Here is a 17,922-nt window from a genome sequence, read left to right as displayed (position 1 = left end):
GCAGTATATGCGACGCGGGAATAGCTCAGTTGGTAGAGCGCAACCTTGCCAAGGTTGAGGTCGCGAGTTCGAGCCTCGTTTCCCGCTCCATCCACTGTATTGGCAGTAGTAAAATTGTTTGGTAGTACCATGCGATGCGGGAATAGCTCAGTTGGTAGAGCGCAACCTTGCCAAGGTTGAGGTCGCGAGTTCGAGCCTCGTTTCCCGCTCCACCTACACTAGCAAACACGTAGTACCCACGACGCGGGAATAGCTCAGTTGGTAGAGCGCAACCTTGCCAAGGTTGAGGTCGCGAGTTCGAGCCTCGTTTCCCGCTCCACATTTTATCAAGCAGACAATGTGCTGTTTGAATTCCAGCTACGGCGCGGTAGCAAAGCGGTTATGCACCGGATTGCAAATCCGTGTAGGTCGGTTCGACTCCGGCTCGCGCCTCCAAAAAAAGCCCTTGCAGATAACTGCAAGGGCTTTTTCTATTTCACTATCAATATTTAGTTGATTCCGGTAAAGCCCTTATTGGTAGCTTAAAGTGAATGTTGCAGTTGCCTTATAGTCTCCACTAGAGACTACGCCAGTTTTAATTAACTGGGCAGCGAAATTAAATGTTGTTGGTCCATTGACGTTACTTTTTAATAAAAACTGATTCGTCGTGGCTGGTAAACCGGAGTCTGGCCCAAATTTTATTGGAGAATTATTATATTTTATCTGAACGCCAATACCTTGTGCGCTACTTGCTGGGTCGAGACTAAGTATATTTGTAAAATTAGCAGGGTTGATATTGTCTGTGAAGGTGGTGTAGATATTTGGCCCGTTGGTCGCTGGACAACTTAAATTAATTGAAAAATTTTTAGCAAATAATGCGGAGCCTAGACTAACATTATTCGTTGAGTTGGCAGTTATGCTAGGGAATGTAATTAGTAAATTATTTGAATTTACCGTGCATGTTGCTGTAGTTGCATTGATGGTAAAGGATTTAAGCCAAAGGGTGGCATAGCTAACTTTATTTCCATTCCCTGCAGTATCGCTTGGATCTCTTAGTTCTACTGTCAGTAGCTTCGTTGCTGGTATAGTGTAACTACCAGATTTAATCGAAATTCCATTAAATTGTAGACTTAAATCAGGAAGTATTGCAGTAATATATAAAGAATTTGTAGGTTGTATTTGCCCTATATAATTTCTACTATTGTTTTTGAAATTAAAGAGTGATGTGCCAGGAATGCCTAGCATGATTTTTAAACCGACTCCTGGTGCGAGTGGTAGTGTGACCAATCCATTTTTATCGAAATTTAAAGAGGGATCTGCTTGAGCCCAAACTCTATATGCAAGCTGTGGTTGAAAACCTGCATTGCAGCTAAAATAAGACCAAGTGTTGGAATATTGTGCGCCAGCATATCCTGATTTATTTGCGGGGCCGGAATAGTTGAGTGGAGATGGGGTTAGGCCAGCATTTATTGTCATGTCAGGTACCGTTCCGTTTATTCCGCCACCGCAATCTACTGGGGCGGAATAGGCATAGGAGGATGTGGCGAAAAATAATAATATAAATAGTGAAATTCTGTAATTAATTAATATTTTCATGCCGTGGTACTCCTTGATATTTTTTATTTTTAAGTTGATTGGTTAGTAGGCATATTAAAATATTAGTCAGATGTGTTTTTTATTTCATTCGCACGCAATGCATCTCTAGTTCTCGCAGGATCCTGTATTTTCGATTTTTGTGACATTGTAAATTTTATTCAAAAAAATGAGTTAACAGTTAACGGTATTACGCAAAATACTAGAAATTCATTATGCTTTCTGATAGTCAGTCACTCGAATTACAGGTGGCTTGTTGTAGAGTGTTTTGTTTTGAATTTTCAAATGTGCTATAACTAAATCGACAGCTTCTCTTATTGTTCAAAGTTGCATGTAAAGTGCCTTTCGCATTCTTGACGCGTGCCAGCAGTTTCCCATTTTGACCAATGTTGCCAACTACATTGTCATTTTCATCCATTACATCCGTACCAAATGGCAGTACTTCACCGTTTGACTGTGTTACTTTAAACAGAATGGGTAATCCTTTTGATGTTTTAAAGTTGACATACACTACAGCACCACTTCGCGGCACGGCTTGGTTGCTACTGCCCTGCAATTCAACACCTTCATTCATACTGCCAGTTTGTAGTTGTACATCATTCAGTTTATATGGAGACAATGAAGGTAGTAATGCATAACCGGAACGATCAATCTTCACGCCAACTGCAGGCATGACTTCCGCGCCTTCAGCGTCTTTGGCTTCAACAATAGCTGCACTCTCACCCATGCTCTGGCCAAAGAAAATGCCATGTGTGGTAGCAAGTACAGAACCAGTCACACCAAGTGAAAGTTGTTTGCTGTTTTTGTTAACACTGGAAGTTGCATTTACAGAAGCTTTACTGCCGGAGTAATTTACACTTCCACCAATGGTATTATCTTCAGTTGTGCTATTGGTATTTCTGTTTGCATTAATATTGTAGCTCCATCTTTTATCTTCTCCAGCATTACCGGAAAGGCTAACTTGCTGATTATTATTTCCTTCCGTATCGTGCTGAAGAGTAGAGCTAAATGATTTTCCACCATCCATATTGATGGACAAGTTAAACATCATCGTGGCAACTTTATTGTTATTGTTGTCGCGTACCTGGTTCACGCTGACACCTATAGAGCCCCAGCGCAGGTTTTTTCTAAAACCTGCCTGATACTGCACATTTCGAGTGTCAGAGTTCCAGTAGTTCTGTACTGATGCATTTAAATATACTGAGCTACTCTGGTTAAATGTTTGGTTAATATTTATTTCAGCACGGCTACGGAGCCTGGAAAAGGAAGTGGCTGGGTTTTCTGCACTTTTGACGGCTAGGTCCCGCGCATTAAGACCATCACGCACGCTGAAATAGCCACTTGTCGAGTATCGATAAGCAGCAAGCGTAACGTTTGTCCCAGTGTTGAGAAAAAGCTTGTTAAAGCTGAAACGATAAGATTGTCCCTTGAGCAGCGTGTCATTGATTTTTGTATTGGAATGAGTAGCATCAACACCAATTGCACCAAGGCTGGTATTGAATACCGTACCGGCCTGGAAGGCAGTGTACCCTTCGGAAAGGGTAAGTCCGGTATTGCCCGTCAATAAATTACTCAAGCCGCGCTGATAAGTAAATTGCCCAAGCATAGGACTGGTATTGAGTAAATTGCGTACTTTACCAATATTGAAATTAAAGCGGTCTGAACCTTCCCGCATGGAGCGTGGAACTGCAGAGAATGGTACTGTGAAAGTACTCTTTTTCCCATCTGCTTCAGTCACAGTCACATCCAGGTCACCATTGTAAGAACCCGGCGGAATGTCACTAATTTCAAATGCGCCAGGCGCGACTGTTGTTTCAGAGATGACATATCCATTCTGTTTGATTGTCACAACAGCATTACTATTGGCAATTCCACGCACAATAGGTGCATAGCCTGTTTGAGAAACAGGTTTCATGCGGTCATCAGTGACTAAACGTAGACCGCGTAATGAGACAGAATCAAATAAATCACCATCGGTGAAACTATCACCTAGAACGAGTTGTGCCCGCAACGAGTCGATGTCTTTTTTTACATAGCTTTCCATTGGCACGACAGATCTGCCATTATTGTTGTCCCAACTAATTGAAGTTGTATTTCTGAATTGCCATTCACCAAAATTAAATCCTAATTTGGTTGATAGATAAGCATTTTCCGTGTTGCTATTATTGTTTTTGGAAAAATAGGTGTTGCCATTGTAGTCAAGAAGGAATGCTGGAATCCCTGCTTCCCACTTTTCCGGAGGCGAGTAATCCCTTGGGTAATGTTTAACATCAATCTGAGGAACACTAATTCGCAATGATAGGTCGTTCGTATCAAATGCATAGAATGCATCTGGTATATATTTGGAGATGTCGATGCATTCGCTGTCTTCTACAGTCGGAGGCAGGCTTTCCTCTTTAACTCCAAATGTAATCAGTAATTTACGAGAAATGCACGGCATTGATTGACTATTGGCAGAATTTTTCTTTACTGCAAGCTCATATCTCCCTTTAAGAGTATCATTGAAGACAATATCAATGCTATACGTGCCATCCGGTATAATATTGCCTTCTTCATATTTGGAAATGTCCAGCTCTTTTAAGTTTCCCCACAGCATGCTTTTATCAAATAGGGCAACCTTGCTTTCTTCCCCAGCCAGCGCATAGTCGTAAGGCATGCTCAAGGCACACAAAACCAGTAAACTGATTTTATTTTGTTTGAAGTCAGTAATGGTTGTCATGATGTTTTTCTTGCTATGGTTAAATTTAAAATATTTTAGTGCGGACTTAAGTTAGAGCTGTAGTCGCTCGTCCCGCCATAGTCATTAATAGTACTGAAGCTGACTCCAGGTTCTGTTGGTGCGTTATCTGCTACTAATGGCAACTGTATTGTCTGTTGTGGAGGAATCATTGAGTTTTGTGGTGTTAACTTTGTAATTCCAGTGAATTGTGACGTTTTCATTTTTGCTTGACTTAATGTGATAAAGTATGGGCTGTTATTTTGAGCTGATAATAGCCATTTTCCATTGCTGTGATCTATTTTCCAGGAAATATTTTGTGGTGCTTCCTCTGGTTTCATTTCCAGCCCGCTTGGCCTGTAAAATAGTTTTATTCTGGTGCGTAGTGAAATTCTTAATTCATTTGGATCCTGTGTGTTTTTTGGTGCTTCCAGAACATTAATCCAGAATAGCGATTCCTTGTCGCTAGGTAGAGCCTGCTCACCGCTGTAGCTCATTCTTATGTTTTGTGTTTTTTGTGCTCCAATGACGGCCAGCGGTGGGGTGAGAATGAATGGTGCTTTGGAATTGTCTGGAGTGTCTTTGGCATTTCCTTCATCAACCCAAGTCTGAATGAGTGATTTCGTGTTCGCCCCATTACCTACAGTGAATGTAATTTCTCGCTTTTCGGCTGGATAAATCACTCGGGTAGCATTGATGTAGACGTCTGCATTAGCTGAATTAAGCGCAAGTAATGCCGATAGAGTGAAGAAATTACTTTTATTAAATATTGGCATTGTCTTTCCCCGGAATAAAAAAGGAGATAACCTGCGCATCTCCTTTTTTGTTTGTTAACAATCTGTGATGTGTCAAACGATTATTGATATTGAATGGTGTAATTGACCTTGGCCTGAACCTTACCAGGAGGTACGCCGGTTGTTTCTGCGTAGTACTTTGCCTGGTATTTCAGCGTAGTTCCTGATCCCGAAATGTCAAAGTCTCTGCCGCTGCTTCCCAGGCTTCCATCTCCTTGGCCAATCACAATAGGGGTTGGACTTCCCATGTTATATAGTGCAATGCTTAAAGCACTTGTTGCCGTACCTTCAACGCTTGCAATGAGACGTCCTGCAGCATTCACTTCGCTGCCTGTTTCAAACCATGCAGCGGCTTTTGTTGGAGCAGGGTTGCCAGCACAATTTGATAGTTGAATATTGAATTGCGTGGTACCTGCGGTATCGCCAGCTGCTTTTAATGCAGACTGTGTTACGGTTGGAAGCGTCACTGTCCCAATATTGTCGCCACTTGCTGCAGCAATGGTACAGGTTACGTTGGATACATTTCCTGCGAAGTTAATTGTGCCGTCAAACGCGTAAGCCTCGGCAGCAATCACAGCCATCGCAGCTGTACTAGCGAGTACGATATATCTTTTCATCGTTTATCCTTGGTACAGCATGGCAATCAATAGATATTGATGTTGATTGCCATGCATGCCTGCTGAGTATTCGCTCAGAATCTGAGGCTTACTGGTATTGAATGGTGTAGTTCACCTTGGCTTGTACTGCACCTGCAGGAACACCTGTTTTTTCAGCATAGTATTTGGCTTGATAGTTGAGCGTTGCACTGCCACTGGTGATCGGGAACGGGGAGCCGCTGCTGCCAATGCTGCCATTGCCCTGTCCAATGGCGATGGGGGTTGCGCTACCCATGTTATAGAGAGCGATACTCAAGGTATCTGTTGCTGTGCCGCCCACGGTAGTCAGCAAGCGGCCCGCTGCATTGACTTCAGCGCCGGTTTCAAACCATGCAGCAGCCTGTGTCGGTGCTGGTGTCCCCGTGCAGGCAGACAGTTTGATACTGAATTGCGTTGTGCCAGCTGTATCACCAACAGCTTTCAATGCTGATTGGGTCACCGTCGGCAGTGTAATGGTGCCTGGGGTAGTGCCTGACACAGCAAGCGTGCAGGTTACGTTTGAAATGGTGCCGGTGAAATTGATGGTGCCGTCATAGGCGAAGGCTTGAGTAGCGAAGCCACCCAGTGCGAGGGCGCTGGCGATAGTCAGAAGTTTTTTCATGATGAGTCCTTGGCGAGTGTTTGTTGGTCAACAAGAGTGTTCTTGTGTGACGTAACTATCGCTAACTCAACGATGACTGTAATTAAGACTAGTCCCTGAATTGTCTAGGAAAATTCCCAACATCTGTGGGTTGCAAATTATCTATCAAGCTGTTCTAAATTTACGGCCAATTAATAACATTCTCTAATGCTTGATTAGCTAAATGTCATTTATATAGTAAAGAGCAAGTTATATGTCATGATGATTTGCATTAGGTACTAGTCATAATCTCATGAAGTCATATGGCAATTTCTTGTCACAGCATTGGCTGAGGGTAATAATTCACCTTTTTTGGCGTAGCAGGACAGAACATGTTGATTGGCGAGTCGCGCGTTGAGCGCTTGGTAGTGCATCGGGTGGGAAATCAGGCGCGAGGTGAACCGCTTCAGTTGTCTGAGCGTGCTTCTGATGTTGATGATGGTGTCTCGTCGCTGATCCTTAGTGGCTATCTGCGTGGTGTGGTGTCGGACAAGAAAAAGCATCAGTTCTTTCATGAGTCCGATCTCAATCTGAACGAGATTTACCATTACACCCGCCAGTTTTTCCGGGGTGAACTCGACTTCCTTGCACTGTCACAGCGCATTGCCAAGCACCTGTATGCACGTTCACAGCATCCCAACATCAGTGCCGGTGACTTGTTTGTCATCCTGTTTTCCGGCTTGTCGGATGGCGAGTGTGAGTTACGTGGTCTGGGGGTGTTCAAGTCAGAAGTGCGTGATGACTTCCTTTCTGTTATTGAGGCTGGTGAGGTGTTTGATATCCGCCATGCATCCGGTATCAACCCCAGGTTGATTGACAAAGGGGCTTTGATTCTGGAGTCCGGCCCTCTTGTGTATGCGGTGGACCGTGGAGGTCAGCAGGCAAAATTCTGGCTGGATGATTTTCTCAAGGCCATGCGGGTTCCGGATGCTACGAGTAGTAGCCGGATGGTTGCCAGCGTGGTGGAGCAGCTGTCTGAAGAGATTGCCGACCCGTTGGAACAGGCCCGCTTCAAGGATGAGTTTCTGGCGGTATGCGAAACCGAGGAAGAAATGTCCGCAGCTCAGGTCAGCTCGATTGCAGAAAAGTTTGTTGGCAAGGAGCAGGTCAGCCAGGCTTTTGATGATGCTGCGGAAACTTATGGTTTCGCCCTTGATGACGAGGCCCGCCTGCCTGCGCAAAGCATGGCTAAGCGACTGGAAAAGTCGCTGTCAAAATATGGTATCGGTCACGGTATCAGCGTGTTGTTGCCTAGTGGCATTACCTTGAAGAATATCCAGTCGCAGAATGATGGCGAAGGTGAACTGACTTTGGTGTTGAAGTTGCACAAAAGAGAGTGAGATGACGCGGCCGGTCAGGACTATGTTTTCTATCACGGTCAGCTGATAACGGTATCTACAGAAAAGAGAAAAGCCCGGTACAAGACCGGGCTTTTTGCTGGCTGGTAATAGTCAGTTTTTCAGCACGGCAGCCATGGCTTCGGCAACATAATTCACATTGCGACTATTCAAGCCCGCCACGCACATCCGGCCAGAACGCACCAGATAGACTGCAAATTCTTCACGCAGCCGGTCAACCTGTTCAGGAGTGAGACCGGTGTAACTGAACATGCCTTGCTGTGTGACGAAGTAGCTGAAGTCACGACCGGGCACGCGCTCGCTCAGGACTTGGTACAGGCTTTGGCGCATGGCCTTGATGCGGACGCGCATTTGGGCAACTTCTTCTTGCCATTCTGCAAACAGAGCCGGGTCATTCATGACGGCGGCGGTGATCTGACCGCCATGCGTCGGAGGGCTGGAGTAGTTGCGACGCACGGTGGCCTTCATTTGGCCCAGTACGCGTGTGGCTTCTTCCGCATCCTGACAGACGATGGAGAGCCCACCGCAACGTTCGCCATAAAAGGACAGATTTTTGGAGAAGGAGTTGCTGACAAAGAAGCTGATGCCGGCATCGGCCATGCTGCGAATGGCATAAGCATCTTCGTCGAGACCCTGGCCAAAACCCTGGTAGGCAATGTCCAGGAATGGAATCAACTGACCAGTCTTGAGTAGCGGAATCAGGATGTCCCATTGCGCCGGGGTCAAGTCAACGCCGGTCGGGTTGTGGCAGCAGGGGTGCAGCAGCACGACGCTCTGGGCTGGTAATTGCTTGATGGTGGCAAGCATTTCCTCAAACAGCAGTCCACCGCTGACAGCGTCGTAGTAGGGATAATCGTGCACTTTGATGCCCGCACCTTCAAAGATGGCGCGGTGGTTATCCCAGCTGGGATTGCTGATCCAGGCTTCACTCTGCGGAAAGTAACGTTTGATGAAGTCCGCGCCTACCTTCAGTGCGCCGGAACCGCCAATGGTCTGGATGGTGGAGATGCGCTTCTCGACGACAGCCTTGTGGGCTGCACCAAACAACAAATGCTGAACGGCTGTACGGTAATTGGCAGCGCCTTCCATCGGCAGGTAGGGGCGGGGCGAGGGGCTGGCTGCGCGCGCGGCTTCGGCTTTCTGCACAGAAGAGAGCAGCGGGATACGGCCTTCTTCATCATAATAAAGCCCGATGCCGAGGTTCACTTTTTGCGGACGTTGATCTGCATGAAATGTTTCTACCAGGGTCAGAATGGGGTCGCCTGGGTACGCTTCGATATGTTCGAACATGAGACGGTACTTCCTTTGTAGCGGATTGTTATTGAATGAGTGAGCAGCGATTCAGCCCCTGTCTGGATGATTGGGCTGATGCCAAATGCTAATCGTGCATCTTCGCGCAAAGCATGCTCTGGCAGCAAGCCATGCGCATCTTCTCTGCCGGGTGGCAGCAAAATGCACGTTAGAAAGATGACGCAGTGCCCAAGTACTGGCATAATCCGCGTCTCGGTGCGCCCATGGCGAAATTGGTAGACGCAAGGGACTTAAAATCCCTCGACTTCGGTTGTGCCGGTTCGACCCCGGCTGGGCGCACCATCACCGTTGCCAGCCTGATACGCAAATCTGTCCTGCTGCTATTCGTTCCTGCCTTTTGCTGGCACGGCTTGGCAAGCTGCATTACCATACAGGACGCTGCGGTGTCGTGGATCAAACGACAAGTTGGCATTGTGACGGTTTGAGGCCGTTCCCCCTGTCTGGCAGGCTTGCCTGTCATTACAAAAGCATCACTGGATCTAGATAGAAGTTCATGAAGCCAAATACCGAAACGGCACTGGGTGCTGCTCTCAAGTCCGCTGTTCAGAGTCTGTCCAAGAAAAAACAGACTGAAATGATTGCGGAACATGTATACAGCAAGTTCGAAGTGTTCCGTCAATTCCGTCCGCTGGCTCTGGGCATCCATGAGAGCCTGATTGCCGCCCTGCCGCAATTCGATGCAACCCTGATTTCCCGCGTGGTGGCAAATCATTGCAGAAAGCCGCGTTACGTGAAGTCGCTGGCGCGTGGTGGCAAGCGTTTTGACCTTGCCGGCAAGCCTGCTGGTGAAGTGAGCGCCGAAGAGAAAAAGGCCGCCCAGCTGATGTCGGCACCCAAGCCCGCAGCGGAAACCCCGGCTGTCGAAGCTGTACAGAACGATCAGGCTGCTACTGAATAAGCGAAGTAGCCCTGTTTTCAGACCCCTCCTTGCCTTGGCAACGAGGGGTTTTGCATTTATGTTGGCTGTTTTTGTCATGGGGGTGTGCTATGCGCTGGGTACTTGCACCTGACTCCTTCAAGGGGTCGCTGGATGCGGCTGACGTGGCAAGTGCCATGTGCCACGGAATTGAACGGGCAGATCCTCGTGCGGAATGTGTTTTGCGTCCCATGGCTGATGGCGGCGAGGGGACACTGGATGCCCTGCATGCGGCAGTAGGAGGCCAGTGGCTTGATTATTCCGTTTGCAATGCAAGCGGGGTGGAACAGTCAGTGTCCTGCCTGTTGCTGCCGGATGGGACGGTGGTGCTGGAAGTGGCACGCATCATCGGTTTGCCAGACGCCGGAGATACGCCTGTCACGCAGCGTAGTAGTCGCGGAGTTGGTCAGCTGCTGCTGGCATTGCTTGCTGATGGCTATCGAGAGATTGCGGTTGCGTTGGGTGGTTCCAGTACCAATGATGGCGGGGCTGGCTGTCTGGTTGCACTGGGCTTGCAGCTGCTGAATGCGCAGGGTGAAAGGCTTCAAGGAAGTCTCCAGGATGTGCTTGATTTTCAGACGTTAGCGTGTGAGCCGTTACGCGGAAAGACGGCACAGGTGAAGCTGGAAGTCTGGTCGGATGTGGAAAATCCTTTGACCGGAGAGCAGGGGGCGACAGCGGTATTCGGTCCGCAAAAGGGTGTTGCAATGGCGGATATCACACGCTTTGACGCAGGGATTGCTCATTTCGCTCGGCAGCTGGATGCGGGTATGGGGCAATCTGCCAGTCATCTGTCAGGGAGTGGCGCTGCCGGTGGCTTGGGTTATGCGCTGCAATTATTGGGTGGGCGCATGGTGTCCGGTGCTCAGGCGGTGGCCAGCCATATTGGTTTGGCACAAGCTGTTGCCGGGGCAGACTGGGTACTGACCGGGGAAGGTCGCAGTGACAGCCAGACCCTGTCCGGCAAGGCTCCGGCTTGTGTTGCGGCTCTGGCCCGGTCGGTAGGGGTGCCTGTCAGTTTGCTGTCTGGTGCCATTATTGCGGATGATGCGGGTAGGCTGGCAGCAGCATTTGATGGCTGCTATTCGCTTTGCAATCGCCCGATGGTCCTGGATGTGGCGATGCAAGAAGCTGCACATTTGCTTGCCCAGCAGGCCGAACAGTTGGCGCGGACCATTCTGGCCGCGCGTTCCCTGCCAAATGCCCGGTGATGTTCAGCTGACTGTGTGATTGGCCGGTCGTGGCAGCTTGCCGCCACAATGCTTGCAAAAGCGGGCATCCCAGTCGTGCCCTTCGGTAAAGCAATGTGGACACAGCCTGGTGGCTGATTGCTTGTCTGCCGGCGTACTGCTGCTGCCACGGGCAATTTCTGCCGTCACGATGCCGGTGGGCACCGCAATGATTCCATAGCCGGTAATCATGACAATGCTGGCCAATGCCTGTCCCAGCGGGGTTTTGGGGGTGATGTCGCCAAAACCGACGGTGGTGAGGGTGACAATTGCCCAGTAAATCCCGATGGGGATGCTGGTAAAGCCGTTGGCTTCTCCTTCTATAACGTACATCAGCGTGCCCAGGATGATGACCAGGGCGATGACACTCATCAGGAATACCAGAATCTTGCGGCGGCTGGCCAGCATGGCGCGTTTGAGCTCGCGCGCCTCACCCATGTAGCGCGTGAGTTTGAGAATGCGGAACATGCGCAGCAGGCGCAAAACCCGGACATCTGCCAAAAACCGGCTTTCCGGAATGAACAGGCCCAGGTAGAGAGGCAGGATGGAGAGCAGGTCCACCACACCGAAAAAGCTGCGCGCATAACGCAGTGGCTTGTGTACACATACCAGCCGGAGCAGATATTCGGCGGTAAACACGATGGTGAACAACCAGTCCAGCCATTTCAGTTGTGTTCCCCAGCTTTGGCGGATACTGGCCACACTTTCCAGCACCACGGTGAGCAGGGACAGCAGGATGAGTACGATCAGCCCCAGGTCAAACATGCGGCCAGCCCGGGTATCGGCCTCGAAAATGATGATGTAAAGCTTGCGGCGCCAGCCGTGCAGGGGTATCAGGTTTTCCTGGATAGGCATGGTAGGCCCCGGATTTGTTGGTTCATTCAATAGAAGCAAACACTATTAGGTTTTCAGGCAGGCTCATATATTATATGGGATATTAAATTCCGATTTATTGTTGCCCGGGAGAATAAGACAATGCGTATCGCCAATACCGTAACCGATCTGATCGGCAATACACCGCTGGTCAAGCTGAACCGTGTGACCGAAGGGTGCGTTGCCACCGTGGTGGCCAAGCTGGAGTTTTTCAACCCGGCGCACAGTGTGAAAGACCGTATTGCCGTTGCCATGATCGATGCTGCCGAAAAAGAAGGCAAGATCGGGCCGCATACCACCATCGTGGAGCCAACATCTGGCAATACCGGCATCGGTCTGGCGATGGTTTGTGCCGCACGTGGCTACAAGCTGGTGATTACTATGCCGGAAACCATGAGCCGCGAACGTCGGCAATTGCTGAAGGCATATGGCGCAGAACTGATTCTGACCCCGGGCCCGGATGGTATGGGTGGTGCAATTGCCAAGGCGCGCCAACTGGTGGAAGAAAACCCGGACACCTGGTTCATGCCGCAGCAGTTCGAAAATGCAGCCAACCCTGAAGTGCATCGCAACACCACGGCAGAGGAAATCTGGCGCGATACCGATGGCCAGGTGGACATTTTTGTTGCCGGTGTGGGTACCGGTGGCACCATTACCGGGGTTGGCGAGGTGCTGAAATCCCGTAAGTCTGGGGTGCAAGTTGTGGCGGTAGAACCGGATGCTTCGCCGGTGCTGTCTGGTGGTCCGAAGGGACCGCACCCCATTCAGGGTATTGGTGCCGGCTTCGTACCGCCTATCCTGAATACCGGCGTATATGATGAAATCATTCGCGTTAAAAACGACGATGCGTTTGCGACGGCGCGTGCCGTTGCCACGCAAGAAGGTGTGCTGGTCGGTATTTCTTCTGGTGCGGTGGTGTGGTCTGCCATTGAACTGGCCAAGCGCCCTGAGAATGCAGGCAAGTTGATCGTGGTGGTGATTCCTTCGTTTGGCGAGCGCTATCTGTCGACGCCGCTGTTTGAGCATCTGGCCTGAAGCTGATTGTTGTTCAGGCCCACCGGGCAAAACCGACTGTGCATTCCCAGCCAGTCGGTTTTGTCATTTTCGATGCTTGCCGAACTGTGTGATGGTGGATTTTGTCCAAGATTGCCTGACATCCGCTACACTACCGCCATGATTTTCATCCATAAGACCTCACTGCAACTCGCGGTGCTGTCCTTGTCACTCAGCGCATGCAGCTTGTTGCAACAGCCTGCTGCACCACAAAATGGTGGCATTCATCCCGCTCGTCCTCCCGTGACCACCAGTCCGGCGGATAGCAAGGTGGATTTGCTGTTGAAAGAGGCCAATCGTTTGGCGGACAAGGTCAAAAATGGCGGCATGACCCGTGTTGCTGCTGCCGACCAGCTCAATGCCTATCGCTTGCGGCTGGTGGGTGCCAATCAGGTTGATGACAACTGTTTTGCCATGTACCGCTATCTGGCCGTTCAGCGTGATGCCGGTCAGCTTTCTCAGGAAGAGTCGCAGTCTCGGATGGAAATGCGTCTGCGGGAGTGGCTACGGCGCTGGCCCAAAATGCAGCCAAAGCCGCCACAACCTGTTTTTACCAATTTTCTGTTGAAACTCTACGGATTGCCCGCCCTGGGCTAATTGAAACAATGAGCAAGAAAAAACAATCCACAGGCTGTCCTTGCGGGCTGCCTGCTTCCTTTCAGGACTGCTGCGGCCGTTATATCAATGGTGGGGAATCTGCTCCCGACGCAGAAAGCCTGATGCGCTCGCGTTATGCTGCGTACACCATGAACAATGCGGACTATCTCCTGGCCAGCTGGCATGCCTCCACACGTCCGGCAGAGCTGGATTTGTCGCGCGAAGAACGCTTTGTCAAATGGATGTCTCTGGATGTACTCAGTACCCAGGCCGGTGGCAAGGATGATGAGGCCGGGGTGGTTGAGTTTGTTGCACGCTACAAAGTAAATGGCCGGGCGCAACGACTGCATGAAATCAGCCGCTTCCGCAAGGAAGATGGTCACTGGTTTTATGTGGATGGCGATGCCGAAGAGGGCTGATTTGTTGTCCCTTGCTTCAATCGCAGGCTTGAGGTGAAGCGGACAGGCATGCGACGCATGGATTTGTAGCTGCCCTGAATGTTGTCGCTGGTATTTGAGAATGGCTGTCCTATGGTGATAGGGCAGCCATTTTTGCATTGTGCATGATGATTTTCAGCGCTATCCGCCTGGTCCGGAAACGTGAATATCTTGTTTCAAGTCAATATGTTGGTTGCCTGTTCTTGGTCGGTGTTCTATCCAGAGCTAACGTTAAATGGAAGCTGAAAGGAGAGTGTGATGGGACTGGCTCTGAAGGACTTGCTGGGCGAGCTGGAAAGCTGTCGCAGCAAGGGAATGGTGGCTGATGAAGTCATTCATGTCGATGCAGTGCGTACGCTGGAAATTCCACTGGATCTGAACAGCTGTCGTGAATTGCGGGTGCTGTCGCATGTGTTCAGTGTCAGTGGTAAACAGTCGGAGCTGGCGGCCGTGGTGCTACGGGCGGCCTTGATGGACTTGCAGGAACATCTGGATGAGGATCTGGATGCCTTGGCTGAAGCTGCCAGGGTCTTGATGGCAGATCCCTGTCAGAAAGCCAGTGAAGTGATTTAGTCTGCGGCGGGTTTGTGGGGTGCGGGTACGGATCGGGGTCAGCATGTGCTGACCCTGTTCTGTTTTGGCCTGATAGCGGTTTTCAAAGTGTTATCTGCATTGTCATTTAAAATCCAATGAAATTTTATTTTTCAGTGAATATGCAAATGTAATTTCGTCAGCACAAAAAAAGGGGCGTTACGGCAAGGGGGAACCGCGACACCCCAAGAAGAAACAGTAAGAAAGGCTGATTGACTTGCATGGAAAACTATTTCGTACAGTTCATCCTAGAACAAGGCGGCAATAATGCGAGCGGCTTTTGATTACACATCAAACAAAAAAGGACAGCGATCGCTGTCCTTGTCTTTCGCTGCTGGCCGGGCTGGCCATGTGTATTCAAGGGCGTGGCAGGGTAACGCCAACCTGGCCCATGTATTTGCCTGCGCGGTCGGCATAGGACACATCACACACTTCGTCGGACTCGAAAAACAGTACCTGCGCCACGCCTTCATTGGCATAGATTTTGGCTGGCAACGGGGTGGTATTGGAAAACTCCAGCGTGACATAGCCTTCCCATTCCGGCTCGAAAGGGGTGACGTTAACGATGATGCCACAGCGCGCATAAGTCGATTTGCCCAGGCAAACCGTCAACACCGAACGCGGAATGCGGAAGTACTCTACCGTGCGTGCCAGCGCAAAGCTATTGGGCGGAATGATGCAATAGCCTTTGCCGGAGACTTCAACAAAAGAATCGGGGTCGAAGTTCTTCGGGTCGACAATGGTGCTGTTGATATTGGTGAAAACCTTGAATTCATCGGCACAGCGAATATCGTAGCCATAGCTTGAGGTACCGAAGGAAATCACCTTCTCGCCATTGACGTTCTTGATCTGGTTGTACTCAAACGGCTCGATCATGTTGTGATCCTGCGCCATACGGCGGATCCACTTGTCGGATTTGATGCTCATGGTCGGGGGTCCGTTACGGAAATTGGAGATGAGCCAGATTCTAAACGCTATGCCGCATCAGGGCCACATTTGCGACCGGATTTACCTGCGCCGTCTGTTACCCGGCCTGAGCCGATTGATATGGCTCAAGGGTTGGCATCATCCTGCCGTGCAAAGCCTTACAGGATGGAGGGATTATTGCGTACAATAATGCAAATTATTCGCGTTATTGGGCTGCACATGGTGTCACTCGACAAGTTTCCGCTGGGGTGTAAAGGGGTGGTGGACAGTCTTGAACTGTCTGATGAGGCATTTCGCCGTGTTGCCGCATTCGGCTTGATTCCGGGCAGTCGGTTCAGTTTGTCGCGCCGCGCACCGTTCGGCGGGCCTCTGGTATTGGAAGTAGGCTGCACGCGGTTCTTGCTGCGGCGCAGCCTGGCACGTTTCATTCAGGTCAAGGTGGCTGAATGAAGCGTTTTGCCCTGATTGGTCTGCCCAATACCGGCAAGTCGACCTTGTTCAATCGTCTCACCGGCATGTCACAGCGGGTAGGTAACTGGCCGGGACTGACGGTGGACCTGACCAGTGCGCGTGTGTTGCTGGGTGGCAGCATGGTGGAGCTGGTGGATTTGCCCGGCGTCAATGACCTGACCGGTTATACCGACGATGAAGCCGTGGTTCGTGATGTGCTGATGAGTACGGCATTCGATGCCGTGGTGCTGGTGCTGAATGCCGCGCAACTGGACCGTCAGTTACCACTGGCGATGCAGATACTGGCCAGTGGCTTGCCCGCTGTGGTGGTTTTGAACATGGCGGATGAGGCCAGGCTGATGGGGATCAAACTGGATGTTGATGCCTTGCAGCACAAGCTGGGTGTTCCGGTGGCGCTAGTTTCCGCCAAGCGCATGGAAGGCTGGCCGCGACTGATGGACATGCTGAACAGGCAGGCCTCTGGCACAGAGCCCGCCGTGCATGCCCAGCTGGACAAGGTACCGGAAACACAAGAGGCCATTGCACTGGCGCATGCGCGCTTGCAGGGAGTATGGAGCTTGCCGCCGGTGTTGCCGGTGGGCCAGACCGAAAAGGTTGATGCCTGGCTGATGCATCCATGGCTGGGTTTGCCGCTGTTTTTCGGTTTCATGGCCTTGTTGTTCAACCTGACCTACCAGATTGGCACACCGCTGCAGGACCTGGTTGGCTCCGGGCTGGATTGGTTCAAGGAAGCTGCGCTGGGGCACTGGCTTGCACCATTGCCGGCCATTGTGCAAAGCCTGCTGCTGGATGGTATCTGGCAGGGGGTGTCCACCGTTCTGACCTTTGCGCCCATTCTGTTCGTGTTTTTCATCCTGATGGCCATGGTGGAAGATAGCGGCTATCTGGCACGGGCGGCTTATCTGACTGATGCCTTCATGGCACGGCTGGGGCTGGATGGGCGTGGCTTCGTGATGCAGCTGATGGGCTTTGGTTGCAATGTCCCCGCCATTCTGGGGACGCGGGTGATGCGCGAGCGCAAACAGCGCTTGCTCACCATGTTGATCATTCCCTTTTCCCTGTGTTCGGCCCGCTTGCAGGTGGTGGTGTTCTTTTCCGGCATCCTGTTCCGGCCACAGCAGGCGCCCTGGGTGCTGCTGCTGCTGTACCTGCTGAGTTTTGCCGTCGCCATTTTCACTGCCTGGGTGTTCAAGCATCGTTATCGCGGCAATGAAGCATTTTTGCTGGAGCTGCCGCCTTACCGCCTGCCCGGCCTGCGCCATATGCTGATCCGGGCGACGGGTGAAGTGCGTGCCTTTCTCGAACTGGCCTCCAGCTTCATCCTGATGGGGGTGGTGCTGGTATGGCTGGTGTCCCATATCCCGGCGGGTCATGACAAGACACTGGCGGATATGTTGGGCAGTGTGATGGCTCCGGTACTCGACCCGATTGGCATCCGCCACGAACTGGCCGTTGCCCTGCTGGTGGGCTTTGTGGCCAAGGAAATTCTGCTCGGCGGTCTGGCAGTCATTTACGGCGTGCCGGAGGCCGGCCTTGGCGCAGCTTTGCTGCACCATCTGGATTGGGCTTCGGCCATGAGTTTTCTGATCTTCACCCTGATTTATGTGCCTTGCCTGTCCACGGTAGCGGCCATTCGTCGTGAATCGAAAAGCCGCGCATTCACTGCGTTGTCGGTGGTCTGGTCGGTGTTGCTGGCCTGGGTCATCGCTTTTGTCTTCTACCAAGGGGTGCACGCCTTGCGCTGATGCGCCCTGTCTTGTCAGAAAACGGCCGCCTGACGGCCGTTTTTCATTGCGCTTGAC

The 17,922-nt window shown here is 50.7% G+C and carries 17 protein-coding genes and 5 tRNA genes; 14 read left to right on the top strand and 8 right to left on the bottom strand.

What is annotated here, in order from left to right:
- Window positions 1–14: 14 nt before the first annotated feature.
- The 4 genes from DKK66_RS02645 (at window position 15) to DKK66_RS02630 (ending at window position 435) form a co-directional block, all read left to right on the top strand.
- Window positions 15–90, top strand: a tRNA-Gly gene (locus tag DKK66_RS02645).
- Window positions 91–136: 46 nt separating this feature from the next.
- Window positions 137–212 (top strand) — tRNA-Gly (locus DKK66_RS02640).
- Between the two features lie 31 nt (window positions 213–243).
- Window positions 244–319 (top strand) — tRNA-Gly (locus DKK66_RS02635).
- Between the two features lie 42 nt (window positions 320–361).
- Window positions 362–435: transfer RNA gene (locus DKK66_RS02630), tRNA-Cys, on the top strand.
- 75 nt (window positions 436–510) lie between these two features.
- Here the strand turns inward: DKK66_RS02630 and DKK66_RS02625 are convergent.
- From DKK66_RS02625 to DKK66_RS02605, 5 genes are all read right to left on the bottom strand, one after another.
- Entirely contained in the window at window positions 511–1,575 is a 1,065-nt protein-coding gene (locus tag DKK66_RS02625; RefSeq protein WP_131355309.1) for a fimbrial protein, read from the bottom strand.
- A 226-nt stretch (window positions 1,576–1,801) separates the two neighbouring features.
- Entirely contained in the window at window positions 1,802–4,291 is a 2,490-nt protein-coding gene (locus tag DKK66_RS02620) for a fimbria/pilus outer membrane usher protein (RefSeq protein ID WP_131355306.1), read from the bottom strand.
- A gap of 35 nt (window positions 4,292–4,326) precedes the next feature.
- On the bottom strand, window positions 4,327–5,064 hold the full coding sequence (locus tag DKK66_RS02615) for a molecular chaperone (RefSeq protein ID WP_165494095.1): 738 nt from the start codon (window positions 5,062–5,064) through the stop codon (window positions 4,327–4,329).
- A gap of 80 nt (window positions 5,065–5,144) precedes the next feature.
- Complete coding sequence (locus tag DKK66_RS02610; protein WP_131355300.1) at window positions 5,145–5,699, bottom strand: fimbrial protein; 555 nt, start codon at window positions 5,697–5,699, stop codon at window positions 5,145–5,147.
- An 88-nt stretch (window positions 5,700–5,787) separates the two neighbouring features.
- On the bottom strand, window positions 5,788–6,339 hold the full coding sequence (locus DKK66_RS02605) for a fimbrial protein (protein WP_131355297.1): 552 nt from the start codon (window positions 6,337–6,339) through the stop codon (window positions 5,788–5,790).
- Between the two features lie 350 nt (window positions 6,340–6,689).
- On the opposite strand from DKK66_RS02605, the gene DKK66_RS02600 reads away from it, so the two are divergent.
- Window positions 6,690–7,697: a nucleoid-associated protein gene (locus DKK66_RS02600; protein ID WP_131355294.1), complete on the top strand. Its 1,008-nt coding sequence runs from the start codon at window positions 6,690–6,692 to the stop codon at window positions 7,695–7,697.
- 111 nt (window positions 7,698–7,808) lie between these two features.
- Here DKK66_RS02600 and DKK66_RS02595 read toward each other — a convergent pair whose 3' ends face one another.
- Window positions 7,809–9,005: an amino acid aminotransferase gene (locus tag DKK66_RS02595; protein ID WP_131355291.1), complete on the bottom strand. Its 1,197-nt coding sequence runs from the start codon at window positions 9,003–9,005 to the stop codon at window positions 7,809–7,811.
- A 218-nt stretch (window positions 9,006–9,223) separates the two neighbouring features.
- Here DKK66_RS02595 and DKK66_RS02590 point away from each other — a divergent pair.
- From DKK66_RS02590 to DKK66_RS02580, 3 genes are all read left to right on the top strand, one after another.
- Window positions 9,224–9,308, top strand: a tRNA-Leu gene (locus DKK66_RS02590).
- Between the two features lie 211 nt (window positions 9,309–9,519).
- Window positions 9,520–9,924 carry a ProQ/FINO family protein gene (locus DKK66_RS02585; protein ID WP_045845699.1) on the top strand — a complete coding sequence of 135 codons (405 nt, stop codon included), beginning with the start codon at window positions 9,520–9,522 and terminating at the stop codon, window positions 9,922–9,924.
- Window positions 9,925–10,013: 89 nt separating this feature from the next.
- A complete protein-coding gene (locus DKK66_RS02580) occupies window positions 10,014–11,153 on the top strand; it encodes a glycerate kinase (protein ID WP_131360811.1) in 1,140 nt (379 codons plus the stop codon).
- Between the two features lie 3 nt (window positions 11,154–11,156).
- Here DKK66_RS02580 and DKK66_RS02575 read toward each other — a convergent pair whose 3' ends face one another.
- A complete protein-coding gene (locus tag DKK66_RS02575; RefSeq protein ID WP_045845701.1) occupies window positions 11,157–12,026 on the bottom strand; it encodes an ion transporter in 870 nt (289 codons plus the stop codon).
- A gap of 120 nt (window positions 12,027–12,146) precedes the next feature.
- On the opposite strand from DKK66_RS02575, the gene cysK reads away from it, so the two are divergent.
- The 4 genes from cysK to DKK66_RS02555 all read left to right on the top strand — a co-directional run bounded on the left by cysK (window position 12,147) and on the right by DKK66_RS02555 (window position 14,704).
- Entirely contained in the window at window positions 12,147–13,079 is a 933-nt protein-coding gene (gene cysK / locus DKK66_RS02570) for a cysteine synthase A (protein WP_131355288.1), read from the top strand.
- Window positions 13,080–13,151: 72 nt separating this feature from the next.
- Entirely contained in the window at window positions 13,152–13,694 is a 543-nt protein-coding gene (locus DKK66_RS02565) for a hypothetical protein (RefSeq protein WP_242673557.1), read from the top strand.
- 8 nt (window positions 13,695–13,702) lie between these two features.
- On the top strand, window positions 13,703–14,113 hold the full coding sequence (locus DKK66_RS02560; RefSeq protein ID WP_131355285.1) for a YchJ family protein: 411 nt from the start codon (window positions 13,703–13,705) through the stop codon (window positions 14,111–14,113).
- 276 nt (window positions 14,114–14,389) lie between these two features.
- Window positions 14,390–14,704 (top strand): hypothetical protein, encoded by a 315-nt coding sequence (locus DKK66_RS02555; protein ID WP_045845704.1) that lies wholly within the window; start codon window positions 14,390–14,392, stop codon window positions 14,702–14,704.
- Window positions 14,705–15,079: 375 nt separating this feature from the next.
- On the opposite strand, the gene dcd is transcribed toward DKK66_RS02555, so the two are convergent.
- On the bottom strand, window positions 15,080–15,649 hold the full coding sequence (gene dcd, locus DKK66_RS02550) for a dCTP deaminase (RefSeq protein ID WP_045845705.1): 570 nt from the start codon (window positions 15,647–15,649) through the stop codon (window positions 15,080–15,082).
- Window positions 15,650–15,838: 189 nt separating this feature from the next.
- Here dcd and DKK66_RS02545 point away from each other — a divergent pair, with 189 nt between their 5' ends.
- Complete coding sequence (locus tag DKK66_RS02545; protein ID WP_045845706.1) at window positions 15,839–16,099, top strand: FeoA family protein; 261 nt, start codon at window positions 15,839–15,841, stop codon at window positions 16,097–16,099.
- The gene (gene feoB / locus DKK66_RS02540) at window positions 16,096–17,865 is read left to right on the top strand and encodes a ferrous iron transport protein B (protein WP_131355283.1); all 1,770 of its coding nucleotides are present in this window, start codon (window positions 16,096–16,098) and stop codon (window positions 17,863–17,865) included. Before DKK66_RS02545 ends, feoB begins: the two co-directional genes overlap by 4 nt.
- Window positions 17,866–17,922: the final 57 nt, after the last annotated feature.

This window comes from Aquitalea sp. USM4 (assembly GCF_004328945.1).
Taxonomy (GTDB): Bacteria; Pseudomonadota; Gammaproteobacteria; order Burkholderiales; family Chromobacteriaceae; genus Aquitalea; species Aquitalea pelogenes.
This window is presented reverse-complemented; position numbering and strand designations above follow the sequence as displayed.

What these genes read in the sequence shown, in the direction of transcription:
- DKK66_RS02625 (WP_131355309.1), bottom strand. Translation starts at nt 1,575, where the DNA reads ATGAAAATATTAATTAATTACAGAATTTCACTATTTATATTATTATTT.
- DKK66_RS02620 (WP_131355306.1), bottom strand. Translation starts at nt 4,291, where the DNA reads ATGACAACCATTACTGACTTCAAACAAAATAAAATCAGTTTACTGGTT.
- DKK66_RS02615 (WP_165494095.1), bottom strand. Translation starts at nt 5,064, where the DNA reads ATGCCAATATTTAATAAAAGTAATTTCTTCACTCTATCGGCATTACTT.
- DKK66_RS02610 (WP_131355300.1), bottom strand. Translation starts at nt 5,699, where the DNA reads ATGAAAAGATATATCGTACTCGCTAGTACAGCTGCGATGGCTGTGATT.
- DKK66_RS02605 (WP_131355297.1), bottom strand. Translation starts at nt 6,339, where the DNA reads ATGAAAAAACTTCTGACTATCGCCAGCGCCCTCGCACTGGGTGGCTTC.
- DKK66_RS02600 (WP_131355294.1), top strand. Translation starts at nt 6,690, where the DNA reads ATGTTGATTGGCGAGTCGCGCGTTGAGCGCTTGGTAGTGCATCGGGTG.
- DKK66_RS02595 (WP_131355291.1), bottom strand. Translation starts at nt 9,005, where the DNA reads ATGTTCGAACATATCGAAGCGTACCCAGGCGACCCCATTCTGACCCTG.
- DKK66_RS02585 (WP_045845699.1), top strand. Translation starts at nt 9,520, where the DNA reads ATGAAGCCAAATACCGAAACGGCACTGGGTGCTGCTCTCAAGTCCGCT.
- DKK66_RS02580 (WP_131360811.1), top strand. Translation starts at nt 10,014, where the DNA reads ATGCGCTGGGTACTTGCACCTGACTCCTTCAAGGGGTCGCTGGATGCG.
- DKK66_RS02575 (WP_045845701.1), bottom strand. Translation starts at nt 12,026, where the DNA reads ATGCCTATCCAGGAAAACCTGATACCCCTGCACGGCTGGCGCCGCAAG.
- cysK (WP_131355288.1), top strand. Translation starts at nt 12,147, where the DNA reads ATGCGTATCGCCAATACCGTAACCGATCTGATCGGCAATACACCGCTG.
- DKK66_RS02565 (WP_242673557.1), top strand. Translation starts at nt 13,152, where the DNA reads ATGCTTGCCGAACTGTGTGATGGTGGATTTTGTCCAAGATTGCCTGAC.
- DKK66_RS02560 (WP_131355285.1), top strand. Translation starts at nt 13,703, where the DNA reads ATGAGCAAGAAAAAACAATCCACAGGCTGTCCTTGCGGGCTGCCTGCT.
- DKK66_RS02555 (WP_045845704.1), top strand. Translation starts at nt 14,390, where the DNA reads ATGGGACTGGCTCTGAAGGACTTGCTGGGCGAGCTGGAAAGCTGTCGC.
- dcd (WP_045845705.1), bottom strand. Translation starts at nt 15,649, where the DNA reads ATGAGCATCAAATCCGACAAGTGGATCCGCCGTATGGCGCAGGATCAC.
- DKK66_RS02545 (WP_045845706.1), top strand. Translation starts at nt 15,839, where the DNA reads ATGCAAATTATTCGCGTTATTGGGCTGCACATGGTGTCACTCGACAAG.
- feoB (WP_131355283.1), top strand. Translation starts at nt 16,096, where the DNA reads ATGAAGCGTTTTGCCCTGATTGGTCTGCCCAATACCGGCAAGTCGACC.